This is a genomic window from Streptomyces sp. NBC_00212 (genome assembly GCF_045206365.1).
GTDB lineage: Bacteria > Actinomycetota > Actinomycetes > Streptomycetales > Streptomycetaceae > Streptomyces.
Genome location: NZ_CP108115.1, coordinates 5,061,362 through 5,082,932, shown reverse-complemented (window position 1 = coordinate 5,082,932; position 21,571 = coordinate 5,061,362). Strand labels below are relative to the sequence as shown.

At 70.1% G+C, this 21,571-nt stretch carries 19 protein-coding genes; 6 read left to right on the top strand and 13 right to left on the bottom strand.

The features are described from left to right. Positions 1–172: 172 nt before the first annotated feature. The 6 genes from OHA17_RS23395 (at position 173) to mscL (ending at position 5,978) form a co-directional block, all read left to right on the top strand. On the top strand, positions 173–1,750 hold the full coding sequence (locus OHA17_RS23395; RefSeq protein ID WP_398876019.1) for a potassium/proton antiporter: 1,578 nt from the start codon (positions 173–175) through the stop codon (positions 1,748–1,750). A 295-nt stretch (positions 1,751–2,045) separates the two neighbouring features. Next, positions 2,046–3,317: an MFS transporter gene (locus OHA17_RS23390; protein ID WP_406508228.1), complete on the top strand. Its 1,272-nt coding sequence runs from the start codon at positions 2,046–2,048 to the stop codon at positions 3,315–3,317. Between the two features lie 69 nt (positions 3,318–3,386). Then, positions 3,387–3,701, top strand: coding sequence for an FmdB family zinc ribbon protein (locus OHA17_RS23385; protein WP_053729593.1), 315 nt, complete (start codon positions 3,387–3,389; stop codon positions 3,699–3,701). Positions 3,702–3,777: 76 nt separating this feature from the next. Beyond that, positions 3,778–4,611, top strand: coding sequence for an S-methyl-5'-thioadenosine phosphorylase (locus OHA17_RS23380; protein ID WP_406508227.1), 834 nt, complete (start codon positions 3,778–3,780; stop codon positions 4,609–4,611). A gap of 230 nt (positions 4,612–4,841) precedes the next feature. Then, positions 4,842–5,405: an RcpC/CpaB family pilus assembly protein gene (locus tag OHA17_RS23375; protein ID WP_406508226.1), complete on the top strand. Its 564-nt coding sequence runs from the start codon at positions 4,842–4,844 to the stop codon at positions 5,403–5,405. 123 nt (positions 5,406–5,528) lie between these two features. Continuing rightward, on the top strand, positions 5,529–5,978 hold the full coding sequence (gene mscL / locus OHA17_RS23370; protein WP_078966825.1) for a large conductance mechanosensitive channel protein MscL: 450 nt from the start codon (positions 5,529–5,531) through the stop codon (positions 5,976–5,978). A gap of 16 nt (positions 5,979–5,994) precedes the next feature. Here mscL and OHA17_RS23365 read toward each other — a convergent pair whose 3' ends face one another. The 13 genes from OHA17_RS23365 to OHA17_RS23305 form a co-directional block, all read right to left on the bottom strand. Continuing rightward, complete coding sequence (locus OHA17_RS23365; protein ID WP_053729592.1) at positions 5,995–6,198, bottom strand: hypothetical protein; 204 nt, start codon at positions 6,196–6,198, stop codon at positions 5,995–5,997. A gap of 207 nt (positions 6,199–6,405) precedes the next feature. Further along, positions 6,406–6,831 (bottom strand): hypothetical protein, encoded by a 426-nt coding sequence (locus OHA17_RS23360; protein ID WP_406508225.1) that lies wholly within the window; start codon positions 6,829–6,831, stop codon positions 6,406–6,408. Further along, the gene (locus OHA17_RS23355; RefSeq protein WP_406508224.1) at positions 6,828–7,481 is read right to left on the bottom strand and encodes a ubiquinol-cytochrome c reductase iron-sulfur subunit; all 654 of its coding nucleotides are present in this window, start codon (positions 7,479–7,481) and stop codon (positions 6,828–6,830) included. Before OHA17_RS23355 ends, OHA17_RS23360 begins: the two co-directional genes overlap by 4 nt. Continuing rightward, positions 7,478–8,137 (bottom strand): 4Fe-4S dicluster domain-containing protein, encoded by a 660-nt coding sequence (locus tag OHA17_RS23350; protein WP_406508223.1) that lies wholly within the window; start codon positions 8,135–8,137, stop codon positions 7,478–7,480. Before OHA17_RS23350 ends, OHA17_RS23355 begins: the two co-directional genes overlap by 4 nt. A gap of 8 nt (positions 8,138–8,145) precedes the next feature. Beyond that, positions 8,146–10,446 carry a molybdopterin oxidoreductase family protein gene (locus tag OHA17_RS23345; RefSeq protein ID WP_406508222.1) on the bottom strand — a complete coding sequence of 767 codons (2,301 nt, stop codon included), beginning with the start codon at positions 10,444–10,446 and terminating at the stop codon, positions 8,146–8,148. Then, entirely contained in the window at positions 10,443–11,591 is a 1,149-nt protein-coding gene (locus OHA17_RS23340) for an MFS transporter (RefSeq protein WP_406508221.1), read from the bottom strand. Before OHA17_RS23340 ends, OHA17_RS23345 begins: the two co-directional genes overlap by 4 nt. A 107-nt stretch (positions 11,592–11,698) precedes the next feature. After that, positions 11,699–12,133 carry an ester cyclase gene (locus OHA17_RS23335; protein ID WP_406508220.1) on the bottom strand — a complete coding sequence of 145 codons (435 nt, stop codon included), beginning with the start codon at positions 12,131–12,133 and terminating at the stop codon, positions 11,699–11,701. Positions 12,134–12,280: 147 nt separating this feature from the next. Continuing rightward, entirely contained in the window at positions 12,281–13,111 is an 831-nt protein-coding gene (pflA, locus tag OHA17_RS23330; protein WP_406508219.1) for a pyruvate formate-lyase-activating protein, read from the bottom strand. Between the two features lie 133 nt (positions 13,112–13,244). Continuing rightward, positions 13,245–15,515, bottom strand: coding sequence for a formate C-acetyltransferase (pflB, locus tag OHA17_RS23325; protein WP_406508218.1), 2,271 nt, complete (start codon positions 15,513–15,515; stop codon positions 13,245–13,247). Between the two features lie 358 nt (positions 15,516–15,873). Beyond that, a complete protein-coding gene (locus tag OHA17_RS23320; protein WP_406508217.1) occupies positions 15,874–17,325 on the bottom strand; it encodes a NarK family nitrate/nitrite MFS transporter in 1,452 nt (483 codons plus the stop codon). A 152-nt stretch (positions 17,326–17,477) separates the two neighbouring features. Next, positions 17,478–20,243 carry a nitrite reductase large subunit NirB gene (gene nirB, locus OHA17_RS23315; RefSeq protein ID WP_406508216.1) on the bottom strand — a complete coding sequence of 922 codons (2,766 nt, stop codon included), beginning with the start codon at positions 20,241–20,243 and terminating at the stop codon, positions 17,478–17,480. A gap of 155 nt (positions 20,244–20,398) precedes the next feature. Further along, positions 20,399–21,145, bottom strand: a complete 747-nt coding sequence (locus tag OHA17_RS23310) for a DUF1838 family protein (protein WP_406508215.1) — start codon at positions 21,143–21,145, stop codon at positions 20,399–20,401. Positions 21,146–21,298: 153 nt separating this feature from the next. Next, positions 21,299–21,556: a DUF397 domain-containing protein gene (locus tag OHA17_RS23305; RefSeq protein ID WP_406508214.1), complete on the bottom strand. Its 258-nt coding sequence runs from the start codon at positions 21,554–21,556 to the stop codon at positions 21,299–21,301. Positions 21,557–21,571: the final 15 nt, after the last annotated feature.

The following is a 21,571-nucleotide window of genomic DNA, read 5'->3' as shown; positions in this document are numbered from 1 at the left end:
CGACGCGGTGTCTGAGTTCGCGCACCGAGGCGTCGCGCAGAGGAGCCCTCGCGTAAAGAAAGCGTCAAAGATTAGGTAAGGTAACGAAGTACCTTGAGTGACGGAACGTTTCACCAGGTGCGTTCCAGGAGTCCCCGGATGCGCACCAGTCACTTGGGGATGCACGATTTTCATGGGGTGCCCGGCGGCGCCTGAGGGGAAGGATCGGCCACTGACTGTCCACCAGCTCAACGAACTCCTGCTCATCTGCTCGCTCGTCCTGCTCATCGCCGTCGCGGCGGTGCGCATCTCCTCCCGCAGCGGGCTCCCCAGCCTGCTCCTGTATCTCGGCATCGGGATCGCGATCGGGCAGGACGGCATCTTCAACGTCAAGTTCAACGACGCCGAACTGACGCAGGTGATCGGCTATGCCGCACTGGTGGTGATCCTGGCCGAGGGCGGTCTGGGCACCAAGTGGAAGGAGATCAGACCGGCATTGCCGGCGGCCGTCGTACTGTCGCTCGTCGGCGTCGCGGTGAGCGTGGGCGTCACGGCGGCGGGCGCGCACTATCTGGTGGGCCTGGAGTGGCGGCAGGCACTGATCATCGGCGCGGTGGTGTCGTCCACGGACGCCGCGGCCGTCTTCTCGGTCCTGCGCAAGGTGCCCCTGCCGTCGCGCATCACCGGCGTCCTGGAGGCCGAGTCCGGCTTCAACGACGCCCCCGTGGTGATCCTGGTCGTCGCCTTCTCGACGCCCGGACCGGTCGACTCCTGGTACCTGCTGGTCGGGAAGATAGCCCTGGAGCTCGCCATCGGCGCCTCGATCGGGCTCGCGGTGGGCTGGCTCGGATCGTACGGACTGCGCCACGTGGCGCTGCCCGCCTCCGGCCTCTACCCGATCGCGGTGATGGCGATCGCCGTGACCGCCTACGCGGCCGGCGCGATGGCCCACGGCTCCGGCTTCCTCGCGGTCTACCTCGCCTCCATGGTGCTCGGCAACGCCAAGCTGCCGCACTGGCCCGCCACCCGCGGCTTCGCCGACGGGCTCGGCTGGATCGCCCAGATCGGCATGTTCGTCCTGCTCGGCCTCCTGGTCACCCCGCACAACCTGGGTGCCGACTTCTGGCCCGCCGTCATCATCGGCCTCGTCCTCACCATGGTGGCGCGGCCCCTGGAAGTGCTGCTCAGCCTGCTGCCGTTCAAGCTGCCGTGGCAGGAGAAGGCCCTGATGTCGTGGGCGGGCCTGCGCGGCGCCGTACCGATCATCCTCGCCACGATCCCCATGGTCTCCGGGATCGACGGCAGCGAGAAGGTCTTCAACATCGTCTTCATCCTGGTCGTCGTCTACACCCTGATCCAGGGTCCGACGCTGCCGTGGCTGGCCCGCAAGCTCCAGCTCTCCGACTCCGACGAGGCCGCCGACCTGGGCGTCGAATCGGCCCCCCTGGAGCGGCTGCGCGGCCATCTGCTCTCCGTGGCGATCCCCCCGAAGTCGAGGATGCACGGCGTCGAGGTGCACGAACTGAGGCTGCCACCGGGCGCCGCCGTCACCCTGGTCGTACGCGACGGCAAGAGCTTCGTGCCGGGGCCGACCACCGTGCTGCGGCACGGCGACGAGCTCCTGGTGGTCGCCACCGATCCGGTACGGGACGCGGCCGAGAACCGGCTGCGGGCGGTCGGCCAGGGCGGCAAGCTGGCGGGCTGGCTGGGCACCGGGGGCGAGGCGAGCGAGCCTCCCAGGAAGGCGAAGCCCAGGCGAACGGCTCATTAAGGCAGGTGGCGCCGCCGTTAAGCCGCGTGTCGGCCGAATAAACACAGGCCGAAACTTGGCACTCCGTGCGGATTCGTAGGCACGGAGTGCCAAACCTCTGTATCATGAAGGCACACCACTGATCGACCAACTCTGCCTGACGCAGAGCTGGCGCGACCGTATGGCGGTCGGGAGCTCCCCGCAGTAGCCCCCGGCATCTACCGCAGTTCCGCGCAAGAGGACAGCTCTCGGCAACGCCCGCACCCACAGATCTGTGCATGGGGCGCGCTACCAGGCGGCAGAAAGGCAAGGGGCCGTGGCATCCACGGTCACTTCTGACAAGCGGCCCGGTTACGGGCAGCTTCTGCGCACACCTGGCGCACTGTCCTTCCTCCTGCCCGGCTTCGCCGCCCGGCAGCCCTTCGCGATGCTCACCATCGGCATCCTCCTGCTCGTCCAGCACACCACCGGCTCCTACGGGGGCGCGGGCGCGGTCGCCGCCTTCACCGGCGTGGCCATGGCGCTGTTCGCCCCGCAGAGCGGCAAGCTCGCGGACCGCTTCGGACAGCGCGCGGTCCTGGTGCCCGGCGTCCTCGTCCACGCGGCGTCGGTGTCCGCGCTGACCGCCCTCGCACTGGCCGGCGCGCCCCTGTGGGCGCTGTTCATCGCGGCCGTGCCCACCGGCGCCTCCGTCCCGCAGGTCGGCCCCATGGTGCGGGCCCGCTGGGCCAGCAAGCTCGACGGCTCGCCCCTGATGGCGACCGCCGCCGCCTTCGAGTCGGTCACCGACGAGTTCACCTTCGTCATCGGCCCGGTCCTGGCGACCGCCCTGTGCACCGGCGTCCACCCGGCCGCAGGGCTCATCGCCGAGGCGTCGCTGACCCTCGTCGGCGGCCTCCTGTTCGCGGCCCAGCACCGCACCCAGCCGCCGGTGCGCAGCGCCGCCGAACACGAGGCGGCCGAGCACACCTCCGCGCTGTCCATCCCGGGCGTCCGCGTCCTGGCGATGGCCTTCCTCGGCATCGGCGCGGTCTTCGGCGGCATGCAGGTCTCGCTGACCGCCTTCGCGGAAGAGATCGGCAACCCCGGCATCAACGGCGTCCTGTACGGCATCTTCGCCGCCGGAAACATGCTGGCGGGCATCGCCTGCGGCGCCATCGCCTGGAAGTCCGCGCCCCGCACCCGGCTGATCGCCGGCTACGCGGCGCTCACCCTGGCGGCCTCAGGACTGTGGGCGGCGCACTCCGCGCTGCTGCTCGGCGGCCTCGGCCTGATCGTCGGCCTGTGCATCGCCCCGGCCCTGATCACCGGCTACACGCTGGTCGAGACGCTGGTCCCGGCGACCTCCCGCACCGAGGCGTTCACCTGGCTGACCGGCGCGGTCGCGCTGGGCCAGGCCGCCGCCGTCACCGTCGCCGGACGGCTGACCGACGCCCACGGTTCGACCGCCGGATTCCTGGTGCCGATGGCGGGCACGGCGCTGGCCCTGGTCACGCTGCTGGCACTGCGCTCCCGGCTCTCGCCGCGCCCGGCGGCACGTACCGTGGCGCGTGGCGTCGGTCACCGTGTCCCCGTCACGGTGGACTGATCCCGGGGAATACGTCACTATGGACCGTCGTTAGCACTCAATGAGTGAGAGTGCCAGGAGGAAGACACAGTGCCGACCTACCAGTATCAGTGCACCGAGTGCGGCGAGGGCCTCGAGGCGGTGCAGAAGTTCACCGATGACGCCCTGACCGTATGCCCGAACTGCGACGGACGCCTGAAGAAGGTGTTCTCGGCGGTCGGCATCGTCTTCAAGGGCTCCGGCTTCTACCGCAACGACAGTCGCGGCGCGTCGTCGAGCAGCTCGCCCGCGTCGTCGTCGAGTTCCGGCTCGTCCGCGTCGAAGACTTCGACGTCGTCGAGCTCGGACTCCAAGCCGGCCGCGTCGTCGTCGAGCTCCGGCTCGTCCTCGTCGAGCGCTGCCTGACCCCACCTCGGTACAGAACCCCCGCCGTACTACGGCGGGGGTTCTGCCGTTCTCGGCCACGGTTAGTGTGACCGGCATGGTTAACGCAGAGATCGGCGTCATCGGCGGCTCGGGGTTCTACTCGTTCCTGGAGGACGTCACCGAGGTCCAGGTGGACACTCCCTACGGCTCCCCCAGCGACTCGCTCTTCCTCGGCGAGATCGCCGGCCGGAAGGTGGCCTTCCTGCCCCGCCACGGCCGCGGCCACCACCTGCCCCCGCACCGCATCAACTACCGCGCCAACCTGTGGGCGCTGCGTTCGGTCGGGGTGCGCCAGGTGCTCGGGCCGTGCGCGGTGGGCGGCCTGCGCGAGGAGTACGGGCCGGGCACGCTGCTCGTACCGGACCAGCTGGTGGACCGTACGAAGGCGCGCGTCCAGACCTTCTTCGACGGCCTTCCGCTGCCCGACGGCGCGGTCCCGAACGTCGTGCACACCACGTTCGCCGACCCGTACTGTCCGAGCGGCCGCAAGGCGGCCCTGGGCGCGGCCGACGGACGCGGCTGGCAGGCCGTGGACGGCGGCACCATGGTCGTCGTCGAGGGCCCCCGCTTCTCGACCCGTGCCGAATCGAAGTGGCACGCTTCGATGGGCTGGTCGGTGGTCGGCATGACCGGGCACCCCGAGGCCTACCTCGCCCGCGAACTGGAGCTCTGCTACACCTCGTTGTCGCTGGTCACCGACCTGGATGCGGGCGCCGAGACCGGTGAGGGCGTCTCGCACGCCGAGGTCCTGCGGGTGTTCGGCGAGAACGTGGCGCGCCTGCGCGAGGTGCTCTTCGACGCGGTCGCGGCCCTTCCGGCCACCGAGGACCGCGACTGCCTGTGCATGCACGCGCACGACGGCTGGGACCTGGGCATCGAGCTGCCGTAAGCGTGGCGCGGGCCCGGCGCCGGGCGATTGTCGGCGGGCGCCGGGCCGGGTTGGCAGGCCGGCTTGGCGGGCCGGCCCGCGATCAGGATTCGGTCCTGAACTCCCCTTCCGGGTGAGCGAGTTGTCCACAGGCGGGTGGTGGTCCACAGGCCCCGGCGAAATCCCGCGGGGCAGGGGATCGTGAGGAACGTCCGAGCAGCACAGGCTCCTCACGATCGGCAGTGATCACCATGTCCGCAGGTTCCGCGTCACCCGCCTCGCCCGCGCCCCGCCCGCTCCCCTTCCTGCCTCCCGTGCCCGCGCCCGAGCCCGGCGGCGTGCCGTTCTTCCCGCCGCTGCGGGTGCGCGGCGGAAAGCACCGGCTGCGGCGCGCGATGCGCAGGCGACGGCGCGCCATGGCCGCGGGGCTCGCCGTCACGGCGGCGGCCCTCGCCGTCTCCAGCCCGCAGGCGGCGGAGCGCGCGCACCCGCCGGCGGCCCCCGCGCCACGCGAACGCGGGCTCGCGCGGGCGGCCGCGCTGGTGTCGGCGCCGGTACGGATCGCGGACGCGGAGACCGTACGGCTGCTGAAGCCCGGCGACCGGGTCGATGTGATCGCGTCCCCCAACTCGCCCTCGGCGGGCGGCGATCAGGCCCGTGTGGTGGCAACGGGCGCCAGGGTCACGGAAGTTCCGGGAGCACGCGGGGCTTCTTCCGACGCCGGGGCGCTCGTCGTCCTCGCCGTGCCGCGCGAGGCGGCCGGGGCGCTGGTCGGCGCGAGTACGACGTCCCGGCTGGCGGTGACGTTGTGCTGATTAGCACGGGCGAACGGTCAAGTCCCCCGTTCGCGTGCATGGATTGGACAGCGCGGTGCCGCGCTGTCCAAGGTGGCGCAGGAGTTTGCTCCGCCCCCTGCACATGCGAAGAAAGGCTCATTGGTGAGCGAGGAGAAGACAGGCGTGCTGGCAGGCTTCAAGGCCTTCCTGATGCGCGGGAATGTGATCGACCTGGCCGTCGCCGTGGTGATCGGCGCCGCGTTCACCAACGTCGTGAACTCGGTCGTGAAGGGCGTGATCAACCCGCTGGTCGGCGCGTTCGGCACCAAGGACCTGGAGAGCTACACGTCCTGCCTGAAGGGCCCCTGCACCGCCGGCTCGGGGATCCAGATCGCCTGGGGCGGGGTGCTCAGCGCCCTGCTGAGCTTCATCATCACCGCCGCCGTCGTCTACTTCCTGATGGTGCTGCCCATGGCCAAGTTCCTGGCCCGGCGGGCCCGGCAGGACAAGGCGAAGGAAGGGGTGCGCGAGACGATGGAGGTCAGCGAGCTGGAGGTGCTGAAGGAGATCCGCGACGCCCTGGTCGCCCAGCGCGGCCCCAGCGAGTCGTAGCGCCGTCTCGTACGGCTCAGATGTGGTGGGGCGGCTTCTCGTCGAGGAAGCGTGCCAGGTCGGCGGCGCTGCCCGCGGACGCGGGCCGCTCGCCCCACCCGCGGTCCGTGTCGTCCGCCGATTGCTGGTCCAGCGGATCGTCGAAGACCAGCGTCGGCTTGGACTGCTCCTTGGGCGCTGATTCCCGGTCGCGCGGTCCGGGGGCGGGGGCGGTGCTCATACGTCAAGGGTACGGCGGGCCGGGACGGCGTACGCGGGCCGGTCGGCGGCCCCCGTGCAGCCCCTCCTGCGGACGATGGCCTCAGCGTCCCTCCGGGCAGTGGCGTACGGGGCCCGGGCAGCGGCCTTCCGGTCGGCGGCACCGCGATGCGGTAGCCCCCGCTCAGAGGTCTTGCGGTCGGCGGAACTGCGCCTCACCGGCCTGCGCTCAGCGGTCCTTCGGGTCGAGCAGCCAGAGGCCGAGGACCACCAGGAACGACAGACAGAGGAACCCCGCGCCCCACCAGGCGGTGCCGGTGTTGCCGCGCATCCACTCGTTGACCACCACGGTCAGACCCCACAGCTGGCCGATGACCACGGTGATCGCCAGGGTGAGGCGGGCCGTCAGCTTCGAGGAGCGTTCCGGCTCCTGCTCGCTGCCGGCGCCCGGGCCGGGCCCGGTGTGCCGGATCCGCGGGTCGCCGTAGCCGCTGGTGGCGCGGATCTGCGGGTAGCGCTCGTGGACCGGCCGGTTGAGCCGGGGCTGTGCGGAGCCCGGGGTGTACGGGGGCCGCGGGGGGACCGGGAGGCCCTTGCCCGGGCCGGGCCCGCCATCGGGGGACCGGCCGGGGGCGGCGTCGCCGTCGGTGCTCATGTCCGCTCGCTCCTCTCGTCCGACTTCGCGTTCGCGGCGGGGCAGCCCATGCGGGCCGCCATGTCGGGCCGCTTGTCGGCGAACTGGCGGCACATGGCGTCCTTGACGCTCTCACCGGAGCGCGCCGTGGCCACCGCCCAGACGCTGCCGTCGGCCTCCTCGATGAGGAGCACCTTGGGCAGCGGGCGCGGCGGCGGCCCTGCGGTGACCTCGCCGGTGCGGGCGTCGAAGACCCCTTCGTGGCACGGGCAGTACAGCTCGCCCTCGGCGCCGCGGTCCTCGCGCCACAGCACCCCGCAGGCCAGGTGCGTACACACGGCGGAGTAGCCGACGAGGGTGCCGTCGGTGAGGCGGACGGCGACCGCGCGGTCGTCCTCGCCGGGGAAGCGGAAGGCGACGGACTCGCCCGGCGGGAGCACGGCCGCGACGCGCTTGGGGTCGGGCGGATCGTCGCTGTCGCCGTGCCGGTGCAGCACTCCCCCCGCCACGGCGACGCCGCCGACGGCGAGGCCGCCCGAGACGGTGGCGACGATGCGGAGGTAGTCGCGGCGGGTGGTGAGGGAGTCGGCGGCGATGCGGTCGTGGAGGGCGGCCCGGGCGGGATCCGCGCCGGGATCGGGAGCGGCGGGCGACCGGTCGGTGACGCTCATCGGCGGACGTCCTTGCCGCCCGCCCGTCGCCCGCCGCCACCCGGGTCGGAGTTGGCTGCGTTCACGGCTCTTCCATTCACCTCGACGATCGGGAGGCCGCCGGGCACCGGCCACTGGACCTTGTCGGCGGGCACCACCATGGCCACGCCGGTGGAGACGACGACGTCGCCGAACGTGAAGGAGTCGGCGACCTGGACGCCGGGGCGCTCCGCGAGGAGCTCCTCGACCGTCCCGTAGAACAGCGCACCGGTCGGGCAGACCGTGGCGCACATGGGGGCCAGGCCGTACGCGGTGCGGTCGTAGCAGAGGTTGCACTTCATCTGCAGCTTCGCCTGGAGGTCGATCTTCGGTACGCCGAAGGGGCAGGCGTTCACGCAGTTCGCGCAGCCGATGCAGCGGGTGGTGTCGGCCTGCTGCACCACACCGTCCGCGGTCACCAGGATCGCGTCGGCGGGACACACCTCCGCACACGGGGCGACCGGGTCCTCGCAGTGCATGCAGACGGTCGGAAGGGAGGCGACGGAATGACCCTCGTCGGGATAGTCGAGATGGATCATGGACTTGCCGCGGTGCGAGTCGCACTCGCGGCAGGCGGACACACAGGCCTGGCAGCCGATGCAGCGCCCCGGGTCGATGAAGATCGTTCTGCCCATCATGGCGGGCGTCAGCTCCTCTCCGAGGTGCCACGGCCCTGTGGGGACGTGGGCGGCAGGGGGTCGGTGCGCGAGACCTGCGTCGCCGGGTACGCCTCGTGGCCCGGCGCGGTCGGCGGCGCCGGCACCTCGTCGATCCGATCGGCGGCCTCGATGCGGCAGGCACACACCTTGTACTCGGGGATCTTGGAACGGGGGTCGAGGGCATCGATGGTGAGCGCGTTCGCGGCCGTCGGGACCGGCCAGTGGTACGGGATGAACACCGTGTCGGGCCGGATCGCCTCGGTCACCAGCGCCGGGAAGACCTCGCTGCCGCGCCGGGTCACCACCCGCACCGGATCGCCGTTGCGGAACCCGTGCGAAGGATGGACCTCCACCCAGGGGCGCGGGGTCTGCTCGACGAGCGCGCCGAGCCTCCGCGTCTGGTTGCCGGACAGGAAGTGCGCCACGGTACGGCCCGTGGTCAGCGACATCGGATGCTCCTCGTCGTACGGATCCATCGGCGGATGCCACTCGACGACCTGCATGTGGACCTTGCCGTCCGGGTGGAAGGTTCTCCCGCCCTCGAACAGGCGGGGCGTGCCCGGATGGTCCGTGGCGGGGCAGGGCCAGGCGATACCGCCGGTCTCCTCCAGACGCTCGTAGGTGATGCCGTAGTAGTCGTTCACCGTTCCGGCCGACGCGATCCGCAGCTCCTCGAACACCTCGCGGGAGCCCGGATAGGCGAACTTGTCACCCACGCCCAGGCGCGCGGCCAGCTGGCACATCACCCAGGTGTCGGTGCGTACGCCCCCGGGCGGCTCCTGCGCCTTGTTGTGCTTGACCACCCTGGCCTCGGCGTTCGCCATCACGCCCTCGTCCTCGGCCCAGGTGGTGACGGGGAAGACGACATGCGCGTTGGCCGCGGTCTCCGAAAGGAAGAAATCGAATTGAGCGTGGAACTCCAGAGTGTCGTAACCCGCCTTCACCGTCGTGTAGTTGGGAAGGGAGACGAACGGGTTGTTGCAGATGCCGATCAGACCGCGGATCTCCTCGCGCTGCATCTGCCAGACCATTTCCATCATCGAGGTGCCCGCGGGCGGCAGTTCGGACTCCTCGATGCCCCAGATCTCACAGATCTGCCGCCGGTGCTCCGGATTCGAGATGGAACGCCCGCCGGGCAGCAGATCGGACTTCTGCCCGTGCTCCCGCCCGCCCTGGCCGTTGCCCTGGCCGGTGATGGTGCCGTAACCGGCGCCGGGCTTGCCGAGGTTGCCGGTGGCCGTACAGAGATTGATGACGGTCAGGCAGTTCTCGACACCCTGCGAATGATGCTCGATGCCCCGCGCGTGCCAGGCCATCGCCCGGTCGGCGCCCGCGAAGGCCCGGGCGACCTGGACCACCTGGGAGGCGGGAATCCCGCAGATCTCGGCGGCCACATCGGGGGTGACGGAGGCGACCGCCGCGCACACCTCGTCCCAGCCGGTGGTGTGCTCGGCGAGGAACTCCTTGTCGACGAGGTCCTCCTGGATGACCACGTTCAGTACGGCGTTGAAGAAAGCCGCGTCGGTGCCGGGCCGCAGCGCGACGTGGATGTCGGCGGTGCGCGCGATGGCCGTCTCGCGCGGGTCGACCACGATGAGACCGGCCCCGCGGTCCCGGGCGCCCCACAGGTACTGGGTCATGACGGGGAAGCACTCCCCCACATTGGACCCGGCGATCAGCAGGCAGTCGGTGAGCAGGATGTCGGAGAACGGGTTGCCCGCCCGGTCGATGCCGAAGGCCAGCTTGTTGGCGCCGGCGGCGGAGACCATGCACAGCCGGCCGTTGTAGTCGACGTGCCGCGTCTTGAGGGCGACCCGGCCGAACTTGCCGACCAGGTACGTCTTCTCGGAGAACAGGCTCGCCCCGCCGAGCAGCCCGAACGCGTCGTTGCCGTGGGCGGACTGGATACGGCGGATCTCGGCGACCGTGAAGTCGAGCGCCTCCTCCCAGGAGACCTCGCGGAACGGCTCGTCGCGAGAGCGGCGCATCAGCGGCGAGGTCAGCCGGTCGGGGTGGTTGACCTGCTGGTAGGCGTTGATGCCCTTCGGGCAGAGGCGCATCCGGTTGATGTCGTGGTTGCGGGGCTCGACCCCGAACACCTTGCCCGCCCGGTCGACCCGCAGATACATGCCGCACTGCACCCCGCAGAAGCAGCAGTGGGTGGGGACGAGGGTCTCGCCGTTCTGGTCGGCGTGCCACTGGTCGGCCGGGATGCCGCCCGCGTCCCGGAAGTTGCGGGTGCCGGGCGGCGCGATCGAAGGGTCGAGCGGAATGGGCCGGCTGCTCACTTGAAACCCTTCTTGACGTGACTGAGGTAGGCGCTGCCGCGCAGCACCCGCTTGCAGCGCGGGCAGTACTGGGCCCAGGCGTCGAAGTCGAGGTTCAGATCGCGCATGGTGCCCCGCAGGTTCTCGACGTACGGGGCGGTGTCGATCGGCTCGCCGCAGCGCTTGCACGGGAAGACCTGCTCGTCCTGGCAGGCCGTGTACTTGAAGAGCTGCATGCCGACCGCGGCCGGCCGCTGCACGATGTGGAAGAACTTCCCGAACGGGATGTAGATGAGGGTGAAAACGACCGAGACCATGTGCAGGACCGCCAGGAACTGATAGCCACCGCCGTGCAGGAAGATCGACGAGAAGGTGAGGAGGAGCCCCGTCACGGAGATGACGATCAGCGCGATCAGCGGGACGAGGTCGTAGGCGAAGCGCTGGCCGGTGATGGCGCCGCGGTCCTTCATCCGCCGCCACAGGAAGTACGAGGCGCCGGGGATCACCAGGACGGCGGCGATGTCCAGGCCGTGGAACATCAGCCAGCCGGCAACGCTCAGCGAGTCGAAGCCGAGGATCTTGAACCCCCAGATCCGCATCTCGTACCCGGGGCCCGAGCCGGACCCCGAGGTGAACGTGAACCAGCCCCAGGTCAGGGGAAACGTGATCGCGGCGGCCAGGATGCAGCCCCAGAAGATCAGCTGGTGCGCGGCCCAGCGGGCGTGCGAGCGGGCGCCCAGGAACTTCTGGAAGCCGAGATAGGTGGCGATCATCTTCGGCAGGGCGGTGGGCGCCCTGCGGAAGTTGGCCGCCGAGAACAGGCTCCGCCAGCCCTGCTTGAACAGGCGGCGGGCGCCCGGAGAGGAGATCCACACGGTGTAGCGGTAGGCGACACCGAAGGCCAGGAAGACGGTGGCGACCGCGTACGGAAGGAGCGCGGAGTCGAAGTCCTGGAGCAGCCGGCTGCCGAACACGATGGCCAGGATGAGCAGAACGGAGACGGCCGTACCGGCCAGCGTCGCGCGCAGCGCCACGGAACGCGGGGCGGGCGCGGGGGCGACGGCCGGCACCGGTGGCGGTGGCACACCCGGGGAGGAGGCGTCCGGAGGTGCGGCGGGGGGTGCGGGTGGCTCGGTCACCCCATCACGGTAGGGATATTCCGGCATCAACTACCTGTTTTAGCGATCAACAGGGTGAGTCCGCTCGGCCTTTGCCGCGCCGGAGCCGAGCCGACAACGGCCGGGCTCCAGAACGGCGCAGCCAACCGCACTCGCTAGCCCACCGCCCCGTCGGGCGTCGGCACGACATCAAGTTCCTGAAGAAGGCGAAGGAGGTCCTTCTCCGACCACTTTTCGGCCAGCCGCCCGTTCTCGATGCGATGGATCACCACCGCCGTCATCTCCATCTGCTTGCCGGTGCGCGGAATGCCCGGGAGGTCCCCCTCCTGGACTCCACGAGCCGTCAGCCGGGTCACGACCTTGTCGCCCTCCGCGATCTGGTCCTCGATCGTGTGGGTGCCGGGCGTGGCCTCCCAGAACAGACGGAACGCCTCCTTGAGCCCCTCACGACCCGGTCCGAACCCGGGAAAGGGCGGCGGCGAATGGTCCTGGTAGTCCTCGACCACGAGCTCGTCCAAGGCATCGATGTTGCCCGCGTCGATCTCCTGGTAGAAGCGGCGTACCAGCTTCTTGTTCTCTTCGGTTGACACCCGGAACCTCTCGTCGCGGTCGCTTGGTGACGCCGGAACGGCGCACAGGGCCCGAAGCGTCACCACTGGGGTTCCCCGTCCACCACCGCGACGAGCCAGGCGATCACAGAGGTTCACTCGGACGCAGCCACGCATGCCGCGACCGCTTCAGACCGCGTACAACCCGTGCGCGGTGAAGGCCTCCCGGGCCGCCGCCACCCGGTCGGCCGTGGGGGACGGGGTGTCGTGGAGGGTGAAGTTCATGCCGAGGGCCTGCCACTTGCCCTCGCCCAGCTTGTGGAACGGGAGGACGTCGACGCGGGACACATTGCCGAGGGAGGCGGCGAAGGAGGCGACGCCCTCGATGTTGGCGGGGCCGTCGGTCAGACCCGGCACCAGAACGAAGCGGACATGGACCTCCTTGCCGAGGTCCGCGAGACGACGGGCGAAATCCAGCGTCGGCTGCAACGGCCGGCCCGTGACCTTCCTGTACGTCTCACGGTCCCAGGACTTGATGTCGAGCAGCACCAGGTCCACGTCGCGCAGCAGCGCGTCGGTGGCCCGGGTGCCGAGGAAACCGGAGGTGTCCAGGGCGGTGTGCAGACCCAGCTCGTGCTTGTAGCGGTGCAGCAGCTCACCGGCGAAGACGGGCTGGAGCAGCGGTTCGCCGCCGCTCACCGTGGCGCCGCCGCCCGCCGCGCGGATGAACGTCGTGTACTTCGCGGCCTCGGCGACCACGTCGTCCGCGGTGGTGCGCTTGCCGTTGCGCATCCGCCAGGTGTCGGGGTTGTGGCAGTACAGGCAGGTCAGCGGGCAGCCCGAGACAAAGGTGACGAAGCGCGTGCCCGGACCGTCGACGCCGGTCGACAGGTCCCAGGAGTGCACCGAGCCGACGATCGGCCGCCGGGTGGCCGCCCCGGCGAGCGTCGTGGCGTCCTCATCCCCGCCGACGCGGGCCGGCCGGCCGACGGGGAACTCGGGGCTGAGCAGAACGGCCATGGCAGGGACCTTCCTGGGGGTGGAGTGCGGGGAGGGGTGGGGGCGGGTGGGGCGGGGTGGGTGGGCGAGGGGGGTGGGCGAGGGGGGTGGGGGGGGAGGGGGCCCCACCCCCCGGAGCCCAGACCCTCACCCCTCAAAGCGCCCCATGGAACGTCCGGTTGATGACGTCCAGCTGCTGCTCCCGTGTGAGGCGGACGAAGTTCACCGCGTAGCCGGAGACCCGGATGGTGAGCTGGGGGTAGTTCTCCGGGTGGTGCATGGCGTCTTCCAGGGTGGCCTTGTCGAGGACGTTGACGTTCATGTGGAAGCCGTTGCTGGCGATGAAGCCGTCGAGGACGCCGGAGAGGTTGTCGATGCGCTCCTTGGGGGTGCGGCCGAGGGCGTCCGGCGTGATGGTGTTGGTCAGCGAAATGCCGTCCTCGGCGTCGTCGTAGGGCAGCTTGGCGACGGAGAGGGCGGAGGCGATGTAGCCGTGCTCGTCGCGGCCGTTCATGGGGTTGGCGCCGGGCGCGAAGGGGGTGCCGGCGCGGCGGCCGTCGGGGGTGTTGCCGGTCTTCTTGCCGTAGACGACGTTGGAGGTGATGGTCAGCACGGACTGGGTGTGGACGGCGTCGCGGTAGGTGGGGTGCTTGCGGACCTTCTCCATGAAGTCGTGCACGATCCGGGTGGCGAGGGCGTCCGCGCGGTCGTCGTTGTTGCCGTAGGCGGGGTAGTCGCCCTCGATCTCGTAGTCGACGGCGAGGCCGGTCTCGTCGCGGACGACCTTGACCTTGGCGTGCTTGATGGCGGACAGCGAGTCGGCGGCGACCGAGAGGCCGGCGATGCCGCAGGCCATGGTGCGCAGGATCTGCTGGTCGTGGAGCGCCATTTCGATGCGCTCGTAGGCGTACTTGTCGTGCATGTAGTGGATGACGTTGAGGGCGTGGACGTACGTCTTGGCGAGCCAGTCCAGCATGGCGTCGTACCGGGCGGCGACGGTCTCGTAGTCGAGGTACTCGCCGTCGACGGGTGCGAAGCCCTCGACGACCAGCTTGCCGGTCTTCTCGTCGCGGCCGCCGTTGATGGCGTAGAGCAGTGCCTTGGCGACGTTGACGCGGGCGCCGAAGAACTGCATCTGCTTGCCGACGGCCATGGCGGAGACGCAGCAGGCGATGGCGGTGTCGTCGCCGTACTTGGGGCGCATCAGCTCGTCGGACTCGAACTGGATGGCCGAGGTGTCGATGGCGGCCTTGGCGGCGAAGTCCTTGAATCCTGCGGGGAGTTCGCGGTCCCAGAAGACGGTGAGGTTGGGCTCGGGGGCGGGGCCGAGGTTGTAGAGGGTCTGCAGGGCGCGGAAGGTGGTGCGGGAGACGAGGGGGCGGCCGTCCTCGCCGATGCCGGCCATGGACCAGGTGACCCAGGTGGGGTCGCCGGAGTACAGCTCGTTGTATTCGGGGGTGCGCAGGAAGCGGACGATGCGGAGCTTGATGACGAAGTCGTCGATGAATTCCTGGGCCTGTTCCTCGGTGATGAGGCCGGTTTCGATGTCGCGCTGGAGGTAGATGTCGAGGAAGTTGTCGATGCGGCCGATCGACATGGCGGCGCCGTTCTGCTCCTTCACGGCGGCGAGGTAGGCGAAGTACAGCCACTGGAGGGCTTCGCGGCCGGTGGTGGCGGGGCCGGAGATGTCGTAGCCGTAGGAGAGGGCCATGGCCTTGAGTTCGTTCAGGGCCTTGATCTGCTCGGAGACCTCTTCGCGGTCGCGGATGACGGTTTCGGTGGCCCAGTCCTCGCCGAGGCGGGTCTTGTCGGCTTCCTTGGCGGCGATGAGGCGGTCGACGCCGTAGAGGGCGACGCGACGGTAGTCGCCGATGATGCGGCCGCGTCCGTAGGCGTCGGGGAGGCCGGTGATGATGCCGGAGGAGCGGCAGGCGCGGATTTCGGGGGTGTAGGCGTCGAAGACGCCTTCGTTGTGGGTCTTGCGGAGGTGGGTGTAGACGTCGCGTACGTCGGGGTCGGCTTCGTAGCCGTAGGCGTTGAGGGCGCCTTCGACCATGCGCCAGCCGCCGTTGGGCATGATGGCGCGCTTGAGGGCGGCGTCGGTCTGGAGGCCGACGATGAGGTCGCTGTGGTTCTTGGCGTCGCCGTCGATGTAGCCGGGCTTGAAGGCGTCGATGCGGGAGGGCGTCTTCACGTCCACGTCGTGGATGCCCTGCTCGATTTCCTGGGGGAACATCGACAGGAGCTTGTTCCATACGGTGGTGGTGCGCTGGGTGGGGCCGGTGAGGAAGTCGGCGTCGCCTTCGTAGGGCGTGTAGTTCTGCTGGACGAAGTCGCGGACGTCGATGGCGTCGCGCCAGAGTCCGCCCTTGAAGCCGTCCCAGGCTCCGCCGTTCCTCGTTGCCTCTGCAGGAGTCGCAGTCATGGCAGGCACCCTTCCGAATCACCGTTGACGTCGTACTTCGTGCCGTTGAGCCGAAGCTCTTCGACTGCTTCCATTCCACTCCTTTTGATCGATCAATTGCGGCGGCATAGGTCACCAGATCCGGGCCGAAAGCCCCCTTCTCCCCCTCCATCATTTCTAGACAGCACCCCTGACCTGCGCATTCCGTCGGGACTTTGGCCCATAGTTCGCTTGTGAACGCATTCACAAGAATTCACCGGCCATTCCGCCGGAAATTCCACCAGGCATTCCACCGAACGCCTCCGGGAAAAACGTGAAGGAGGCCCGCGCAGCATGCGCGGGCCTCCTTCACGGCAGCGGATGCGACCTGGGGCCTGCCCTAGCTGGGCGCCTCCGCGCTCTTGCGGGCGTAGAACCACCACGCCACCACGATGCAGCTGACGTAGAAGGCCACGAAGCCCCACATCGCGCTGGTCACCGCGAAGTTGGCGAACATCGCCGGGATGAAGAAGAAGCCGTAGGCGGCGATCGCGGAGGTGAAGCCGGTGACGGCGCCCGCCTCCATCTCGGCCTGCTTGAGCGCCTTGGCGTACTCGGGGGTGCCCTCGCTCAGGCCCTTCAGGTGCTGGTTGCGGAAGATCACCGGGATCTGCCGGAAGGTCGAGCCGTTGCCGACCCCGGAGAAGAAGAACGCGGCCAGGAAGCAGCCGAAGAACCCGTAGAAGTTGCCCGAATCGCCGCCCGCCGGAAGGAAGTTGATGACGCCGATGATCGCGAGGGCCATGCCGACGAACGAGATGATGGTGACCTTCGCGCCGCCGAGCTTGTCGGCGATCCAGCCGCCGGCCCAGCGGGCCAGTGCGCCGAGCGCCGGGCCCATCCAGGCGTAGGTGGCGACCGAGTAGGCGGGAAAGGTCGTCTTGATCAGCAGCGGCAGGGCGGCGGCGAAGCCGATGAAGGAGCCGAAGGTGCCGACGTAGAGCCAGGTCATCAGCCAGTTGTGCTTGCGCTTGAAGATGATCTTCTGACGGCTGAAGGGGGTGGAGGCGACCTTCAGGTCGTTCTGGCCGAACCAGGCGATCAGGGCGAGCACGATCAGGACCGGGACCCAGAGGAACGCGGCGTTCTGCAGGTAGACGGGGGTGCCGTCCTTCTTGTGCTGGGCGGTGCCGATCGCGATGGTCGAGAAGGTGATGACGATCGGGGTGAGCAGCTGGACGACGGAGACGCCGAGGTTGCCGAGGCCGCCGTTGATGCCGGTGGCGTTGCCCTTCTCCTTCTTCGGGAAGAAGAAGCCGATGTTGGCGAGCGAGGAGGCGAAGTTGGCGCCGCCGATGCCGCACAGCGCGGCGATGATCACCATGACGCCGTACGGGGTGGAGGTGTCCTGGATGGCGATGCCGAGCCAGATCAGCGGGACGATGAGGATCACCGTCGACAGTGCGGTGAAGCGGCGCTGGCCGATCATCGGGCCGAGGAAGGTGTAGAGGATGCGGGCCGTGCCGCCGGTCAGGCCGGGGATGGCGGTGAGCCAGAACAGCTGCGAGGTGGAGAAGGAGAAGCCGACGTCCTTGAGGTTCGTCGCGGTGACGGACCACACCTGCCAGACCACGAAGGCGACGAGCAGGGCGGGGACGGCGATCCACAGGTTCCGGTTGGCGACCTTCCGGCCGACCGAGCGCCAGAAGACCTCGTTCTCCGGTTCCCATTCGGTGATGGTGCGGCCGGGCCGGTAGTTCTCCGGGTCGTACGTGACGGTGGCGTCGTCGTACGTGACGGTGGCGTCGGGGCCGGCGGTTGGCCGGGGGGACGGCTGGAGCGCGGAACTCATGGTGCTTCCCAGGGGGTTGAGACGAGTCCTGACATATCCACGTTGCGCCTCCGGCTGGGGTGGGGGCGAGAGGCGAATGCCACGACTGCGGGCGGCCGTAGGTCCCCGAGGGGACTGCCGTCCGGCCCCCGCAGACAAAGGCCGCCGGGCTTCTAGAACCGGGTGGCGGGCATGTCGGCGAGGTCGACGACGGGCAGGCTGACGTCCGGGTCGTCGAGGCACTGCCCGGTGCGCAGGTCGAAGTCCTGCTTGTGCATGGGCGAGGTGACGACGGGGATGCCGTCGCGGCTGCCCATGATGCCGCCCGCGATGACGTCGGCGCCGGAGAACGGGTCGCGGTTGGACAGCGCGTACACCTGACCCGTACGGGACTTGAACAGGGCGGCCTCGGTGCCGTCGGGGAGCTGGGCGGGGCGGCCGCGGCCGGGTTCCAGGTCGTCGACGGCGCCGAAGTCGACGCGGCCGAAGCGGTCGAGGGCGGCGGGGTCGGCGAGGACGGCCTGCCATTCGTCCCGGTAGGCGGCGACGTGGCGGTCCATCTGGGCTTCGAGCTCGGCGCAGATCCCGAGGGAGTCGGCGAGGAGGACGTCCTTGAGGTGGTCGAGTCCGCCGTCGATGCGCTCGATCCAGGCGGCGGTGCGCTCCAGGCGTTCGGCGGTGCGCACGTAGTACATGAGGAACCTGTCGACGGTCTTGAAGAGGTCGGCGGTGGACAGGTCGGAGGCGAGGAGGTCGGCGTGGCGGGGGTTGGCGCCGCCATTGCCGCAGACGTACAGGTTCCAGCCGCAGGCGGTGGCGATGACGCCGATGTCCTTGCCGCGCGCCTCGGCGCATTCGCGCAGGCAGCCGGAGACGCCGCCCTTGAACTTGTGCGGGGTGCGCAGGCCTCTGTAACGCTGTTCCAGGTCGATGGCGAGCTGGATGGAGTCGCCCTGCCCGAACCGGCAGAACCGGGCGCCCACACAGGATTTGACGGCGCGCAGCGACTTTCCGTACGCCTGCCCGGACTCGAAGCCTGCCGTGCCCAGGCGGCGCCAGATGTCGGGGAGCTGGTCGGCGCGGGCGCCGAAGAGGCCGATGCGCTGGGCGCCGGTGATCTTGGTGTAGAGCCCGTAGTCGCGGGCGGCCTCGCCGAGCGCGATGACCTGCTCGGGGGTGACCTCGCCGCCGGGGACGCGCGGGATGACGGAGTACGTGCCGTCCTTTTGGAGGTTGGCGAGGAAGAGGTCGTTGGAGTCCTGGAGGGTGGCCTGCTCCCCGTCGAGGACGTGCCGGAGGCCGAGCTCGGGCGCGAGCGTGCCCAGCACATTCCCGACGACGGGCTTACAAACAGCACACCCTTCCCCTCCCACCCCATGACGCTCCATCAACTCCCTGAAAGACCTGATGTGTTGGTCCTTCACGAGGGCGTAGATCTCGGACCGCGACAGCTCGAAGTGTTCGCAGAGTCCGCGCGCCTTGGCGTGGCCGGCGGCGGCGAGCTCGGCGTCGAGGACGGCCTGGAGCGACCCGATGCAGCCGCCGCAGCCTGTGCCGGCCTTGGTGCACCGCTTGATGCCGCCGATGTCGGTGAGCCCGTGCTCGGCGACGGCGCCGCGCACGTCCCCCTTGGTGACGTTGTGGCAGGAGCAGACGACGGCGTCGTCGGGCAGGGTGTCGGCGCCGGGCGTCTCGCCGCCGTTGGGGGCGATGAACGCCTCGGCAGGGCCAGGGAGTTGGTGTCCGGTGTGCGGCTTGAGCGAGCCGTACGCGTCGGCGTCGCCGACGAGGATGCCGCCGAGGAGGCGCCCGTCGGGCCCGAGCAGGAGCTTCTTGTAGACGCCTTCGCGGCCGTCGGAGAACAGCACCTCGACGGCGCCGGTCTCCGAGGTGGCGAAGGGGTCGCCGAAGGAGGCGACGTCGGCGCCCATCAGCTTGAGTTTGGTGGAGGTGTCGGCGCCGGTGAAGGTGAGGGCGCCGTCGCCCGCGAGGCGCTCGGCGACGGTCTCGGCCATCTGGTAGCCGGGCGCGACCAGGCCGTAGACCCGCCCGTCGACGCTCTGGGCGCATTCGCCGATGGCGTAGATGTACGGGTCAGTGGTGCGGCAGTGGGCGTCGACGGCGACGCCGCCCCGGTCGCCGACGGCGAGCCCGCACTCGCGGGCGAGCCGGTCGCGGGGCCGCACTCCGGCGGAGAAGACCACGACGTCGGCGCCGATGTGCCGCCCGTCGCTGAGCCGCAGCTCGCGGACCCGTCCGGCGTCGTCCAGCTCGACCTCGTGCGCGCCGACGCCGGTGTGCACGGCGACGCCCATCGACTCGATGGTGGTGCGCAGGGCGGCCGCGCCCCCGTCGTCGACCTGGAGCGGCATGAGGCGGGGCGCGAACTCGACGACGTGCGTCTGGAGCCCGAGGGTGCGCAGCGCGCCGGCCGCCTCCAGGCCGAGCAGCCCGCCGCCGATGACGACACCGGTGCGGGCGCCTTCGCGGACGTACTGGGTGAGCTGTTCGACGTCGTAGAGCGTGCGGTAGGTGAAGCAGCCGGTGGCGTCGGCGCCGGGGATGGGCGGCACGAAGGGGTAGGAGCCGGTGGCGAGCACGAGCGCGTCGTACGTGACGACCGCGCCGGAGGTGGTGGTGACGGTGCGGGCGGCCGGGTCGACGACTTCGGCGGGGTCGCCGAGCCGCAGGTCGATGCCGTGCCGCCGCATGAACTCCCCATCAGTCAGGGCGAGTTGCTCCGTCGTGGCTCCCGTGAAGGCGGACGACAGATGTACGCGGTCGTAGGCGGGGACGTCTTCCTCGGCGAGTACGGTGACGTGCCAGCCGGGTGCGCCGGGCGCCGCCAGGGCCCCTCGCTCGGCGAGCGCCTCCAGGAGGCGGTGGCCGACCATGCCGTGGCCGATCAGCACGAGGTTCTGCGTCGCGGGGTGCGGCATGGCTTCGCTCCGGGGCTGGGGGATCTACCCCATCGCTGGGGGTCTACCCCTTCGACGCTAGACCGCCCCAGCCCGCCCGTGCCGCCGAAAAAGCCCTCCCCACCAGGGCTTTGCGGCCCTCGGGACCGGGCACTTGGACCCGCTTCGGGGACCGGCTAGGCCGGCGGGTTGAGCTTGCGGAAGTAGGTCCAGCTGGTCTCGTTCGGCTCGCTCCACTTCTCGGGGGCCTGGGCGAACTCGGGATGGCGATCGGCTATGTAGGCGCGCGTACGCTCGGGGACCTCGGCGTACGAGCCGAGCTTGCGGCCCCGGCAGTGGAAGGTGAGGCCGCCGGGCCGCTGGCCCCGGGCCATCCAGGGCAGCCACGGGGACATCCGGGTCCACGACATACTGGCCGGGACGCTGGGCGCCGATCCGGCCAGGTCGGCGCGGTCGGCGAAGAACTGGAAGAGCTCCAGCGCCTTGTACGTGTCGCCGGCCGAGTGGCGGGGGTACTGGGCCACCGGCAGCGGCGACGGATAGGCGAGCGGGATCTCAAGACTGAAGCAGACCTGTCCGCCGAGCTCGGTCGTCGGGATCGGGAAGGGCCGCCACTTCTGGTTCGCCGGGTCGTTCCAGATGTGCACCACGGGCAGGTCCTGCCAGGTTTCCAGGATCGCGCGAGTGACGGGGTCGAGGTAGAACGCTGCCTCGCGGGTGAGCAGTTGATACGCGTTTGGCCCGGCCTCCTCATCCCGGACGAGCCGGGCGACGTTGATCCCCTCGAAGCCGAAGAGGCGCTGGTAGGGCTCGTCGGGGGCCCAGGAGTACACGTCTCCGGACCACCAGTAGGTGACCTCCTCGCCGTCGAGCGAGGCACGGGTGCGGGCGAAGTCGCGGAGCAGCTCTGCGGGTGTCGTCATACGGACCACTGTGCGCGGCCGCCGCCCCGGCCGCGAGGGAAACACCCCGCGCGGGGCGAGGGCGGCCGGAAACAGCCGCTCCGGGGGCGCCGCCGGAGCGGCAGGAAGCCCCGCGGCTGCGAAGGGGCGGGGCTTCAGCTCGTACGGTGCCCGCTACGCGTCGTCGGCGCGCTTGGCGAACTCGACGAGCCCGGCGAAGGCCTGCGGCGCGAGTATGAGGATAGGTCCGCCGGGGTTCTTGCTGTCCCGGACGGCCACGGGGTGCGAGTCGGTGAGGTTGGTGGCGACCTCGACGCAGTTGCCGCCGTTGTCGCTGTACGAAGACTTGGTCCAGGCACACACCTCGATGCACTGGCCGCCATTGTCGCTGTAACTGGACTTGAACCAGCGGAGGTTGGGTTCGGTTGTCACGGGGTGCCCCTTCCT